Genomic DNA, 3,715 nt, shown 5'->3' with positions numbered 1-3,715 from the left:
GGCCCGGCCGCTCGCACTGCGCGAGCAGGCGGCCATCGTCAACTGGGCGATGCGCGGCCAGCGGCTCACGCCGGCCCGCTTCGACGAGCTGGCGGTGCTGGCCCGCTCGGCGACCGATGCCGGGGCCGGTGCGCCTGACGCCACGCAGCGCCTGCTCGGCGTCGCGCACTGGCTGCTCGGCCGCCGCGGGGACGCCGCCCGATGACGCCGCTGCAGTTCGAGGCCGCGTACACGCCGCTGTGGGACGAGCTGCAGGCGATGCTCGACCGCGTGGAGGGCGCGCGCCCGCGCCAGAAGAAAGACCAGCAGGCCGACAAGAAGGCGCGCACCAAGGTCAAGCCCGCGCCGATCGACGGCGCCCGCCTCAGCGTGCTGTACCGCCGCGCCTGCGAGCACCTGGCGCTGGCGCAGGCGCGCGCCTACCCGATCGGCCTGACGCAGCGCCTGGAGCAGCTCACGCACCGCGCGCACCAGCTGATCTACCGCCGCCACGAGCCGGGCTTCGGCATCGGGCGGCTGCGCCGGCTGCTGCTGGTCGACATCCCGCAGAGCGTGCGCGCGCACCGCGGCTACCTGCTGGTGGCGGCGCTGCTGTTCATCGTGCCGACGCTGCTCGTCGGCTGGGCCTGCTGGCGCGACCCCGGCTTCATCCTGCACCTGATGGACGCCCAGCAGGTGCGCAACTTCGACCAGATGTACGGCCCTGGCGCCGACCCGATCGGCAAGCCGCGCAGCGCCGAGACCGACTGGCAGATGTTCGGCTACTACATCCAGCACAACATCGGCATCGGCTTCCAGTGCTTCGCGGCGGGGCTGTTCGGCGGCATCGGCAGCGCGTTCTTCCTGGTCTTCAACGGGCTGCAGGGCGGCGCGGTGGGTGGCTACCTGACGGCGCGCGGCCACGGCGAGGCGTTCTACTCGTTCATCGTCACGCACTCGGCCTTCGAGCTGACCGCCATCGTGATGTCCGGCGCCGCCGGGCTGCGGCTCGGCCACGCGCTGATCGCGCCGGGCCGCCGCACGCGGCTGGAGGCGCTGCGGCATGCGTCGTCGCACGCCATCGTCGTGATGTACGGCGTGATCGCGTTCCTGCTGATCGCTGCCGCGGTCGAGGCCTTCTGGTCGTCGGCCCGCTGGGTCGAGCCGCAGGTCAAGTACGGCGTCGGCGCGGCCTGCTGGGCGCTGGTGATCGCCTACCTCGGCTGGCAGGGCCGGCCGCGCCGCGCCGCCGATGAGAAGGGCCTGGATGCAGGTTGATGCGATCGCCGTCGAGCTGCGCCCGCGCCCGATGCACGAGGCCGGCGACCTGGGCGTGCGCCTGGTGCAGGCCCATGCGCGTTCGGTGTGGGCGACCTGCACGCCGGTGTTCGCCGCGGTGTTCCTGCTCGCGCTGTCGAGCGTCGAGATCGCGAGCTGGCTGCCCAGCGTGCTGATCTTCTGGCTCAAGCCCTGGATGGACCGCAGCGTGCTGTTCGTGCTGTCGCGCGCGGCCTTCGGCCAGTCGACCCGCTTCGCCGACCTGTGGCGCGCGCAGCGCGAGGTCTGGTGGAGTCAGCTGTTCACCAGCCTGACGTGGCGGCGCCTGTCGCCGTGGCGCTCGTACACGCAGCCGATCTACCAGCTCGAAGGCCAGCGCGGCAAGGCGCGGCGGCAGCGGCGCGCACTGATGCTGCGCGCGCAGCGCGGGCCGGCCGGCATGATGCACCTGGCGTTCGCGCATGCCGAGGCCTTCCTCGGGATCGGGCTGATGGCCTTCATCGCGCTGCTGCTGCCCGAGGGGCTGCGCAGCATGGCGTGGGACTGGTTCACCGGCGGCAGCCTGTCGTCGTCGTTCGCCACCGCCAGCGGCTATGCACTGGTGGTGCTGATGCTCGAGCCGTTCTATGTCGGTGCCGGCTTCGCGATGTACCTGAACCGCCGCGTGCAGCTCGAGGCCTGGGACATCGAGCAGGAGTTCCGCCGTGCGTTCTAGCGCTGCGTGGGGGTTGGCGCTGGCCTTGCTGGGGGCCCAGGTGCAGGCCCAGCAGGTGCCGGCTGATGTGGCGGCGCCGGCGGCTTCGGCCATCGTGGTCCCGGTGGCCGCGGACGGCCGCCCATCGCGCGACGCGGTCGAGGCCGAGCTGGCCACGCTGCGCGCCGACCCGCGTTTCGGCGGCACGCAGAAGCAGAAGACCTGGCGCTTCAAGGAGCGCGATTCGGAGGCGAAGAAGTCCGAGCCGCCGTCCGGCATGCCGGCCTGGTTCAAGTGGCTGGGCGAGTTCGGGCGCTGGATGACCGCGGCCGGGCGACTGGTCGTGTGGGCGATCGGTGCGGTGCTGGTGGCGGTGCTGATCGTCGGGCTGCGCTACTGGATCCGCGAACGCGCCGGTGCGCTGCCGCAGCGCGCCGCCCCGTTGCCGAGCCACGTGCGCGACCTCGACATCCGCCCGGAGAGCCTGCCCGACCGGATCGGCGCGGCCGCCGCGGCGCTGTGGCAGCGCGGCGAGCAGCGGGCCGCGCTGTCGTTGCTGTACCGCGGCGCCTTGTCGCGCCTGGTGCATGTGCATGCGCTGCCGATCCGCGCTGCCAGCACCGAGGGCGAGTGCGTGGCGCTGGCGCGCGCGCGGCTGCGCGCCGAGCCGGCCGGGTACGTCGCGCGGCTGGTCGGTGCGTGGCAGCTGGCGGTGTATGGCGCGCGGCTGCCGCAGACCGACGAGGTGCTGGCGCTGTGCAGCGAGTTCGACGCGCGCCTGCAGGCGCCGGCCCCGGTGGCGGAGGCCGCATGACGCTGCTGACCCGCGACAACCTGCTGCGCGCCGGCATCGCCGCGGTGCTGGTCGGTGGCCTGCTGTGGCTCGCGTCGTGCACCGAGTGGGTCGAGGTCGACACGGCGAAGCCGCCGTCGCCCGAGGCCGCGAAGAACGACATGCTCGCGCTGGAAGACCTGGCGCGCCGGCTCGGTGCGACGGTCGAGCGGCCGACCGACCTGGCGCAGATGCCGCCGGCCGGCGCCACCGTCTACCTCGCGACCTGGCAGTGGGGCATCTTTCCCGGCCGCGGTGAGCGGCTGCGCGACTGGGTGGCCGATGGCGGTCAACTGGTGGTGCCGGCGACTGACCTGGCCGAGTCGGAGCTCGGCAGCTGGCTGCCGGTGCGCATCGTCAAGCCTGTCAAGCCGGCGGCGCCGCACGCGGCATCGGGGGCGCGCACGACGGAAGATCCGGACGACGAGGATGAAGACGAGGATGAGGAGGCGCCTGCAGTACCCGCGGCGCAGGCCTCGCGCCCGGCGGCCGGCGGCTCGCCCGACGTCAAGCGCATCGTGAAGCAGCTGCAGGAAGGCCCGCCGTGCCGCTCGGTGGCCGAGCCGGACGCGGTGGCGCCGGCCTTCCCGCCATCGCGCCGCTTCATGAGCTGCGCCCACCCGCCGTGGCCGCGCATCCAGGCCAAGGGGCCGGCAGCCTGGCAGCTCGATGCCGAGAGCGGCATCGAGGTGCTGCGCGTGCCGCACGGCCGGGGCAGCGTCACCGTGTTGGCCGGCTGGGACCTGCGCGGCAACCGGATGCTGACGCGCGGCGACAACGGCCTGATCGCCGCGGCCGCGCTGCAGCTGCGCCCCGGGCAGCGGCTGTGGATCATCGACCAGGAATCGCGCACGCCGCTGACGAGCTGGCTCTGGCGCGCCGGCGCGGCGGCGCTGCTGCTGTCGGGCCTCGCGCTGCTGCTGGCCTGGTGG

4 protein-coding genes and 1 pseudogene are annotated in these 3,715 nt (G+C 73.6%); all 5 read left to right on the top strand.

All coding sequences use genetic code 11. From position 1 onward, the window contains the following. Positions 1-205: pseudogene (locus tag AC1D1T_RS31040) on the top strand (RDD family protein); the annotation flags it as partial. Then, complete coding sequence (locus AC1D1T_RS31035; RefSeq protein WP_477824727.1) at positions 202-1,257, top strand: stage II sporulation protein M; 1,056 nt, start codon at positions 202-204, stop codon at positions 1,255-1,257. The pseudogene AC1D1T_RS31040 and the gene AC1D1T_RS31035, both read left to right, overlap by 4 nt. After that, positions 1,247-1,972, top strand: coding sequence for a hypothetical protein (locus AC1D1T_RS31030; protein ID WP_465110362.1), 726 nt, complete (start codon positions 1,247-1,249; stop codon positions 1,970-1,972). Before AC1D1T_RS31035 ends, AC1D1T_RS31030 begins: the two co-directional genes overlap by 11 nt. Further along, on the top strand, positions 1,962-2,765 hold the full coding sequence (locus tag AC1D1T_RS31025; protein WP_477824728.1) for a DUF4129 domain-containing protein: 804 nt from the start codon (positions 1,962-1,964) through the stop codon (positions 2,763-2,765). The genes AC1D1T_RS31030 and AC1D1T_RS31025 overlap by 11 nt, the downstream gene beginning before the upstream one ends. Then, positions 2,762-3,715, top strand: a 954-nt coding sequence (locus AC1D1T_RS31020; protein ID WP_477993222.1) for a DUF4350 domain-containing protein, incomplete at its 3' end; no start/stop codon positions are given. The genes AC1D1T_RS31025 and AC1D1T_RS31020, both read left to right, overlap by 4 nt.

The sequence above is a fragment of the Rhizobacter sp. P2_H3 genome (assembly GCF_056403355.1).
Note: the sequence above shows the minus strand (reverse complement) of the source record. Positions and strands in the feature narration are given on the sequence as shown.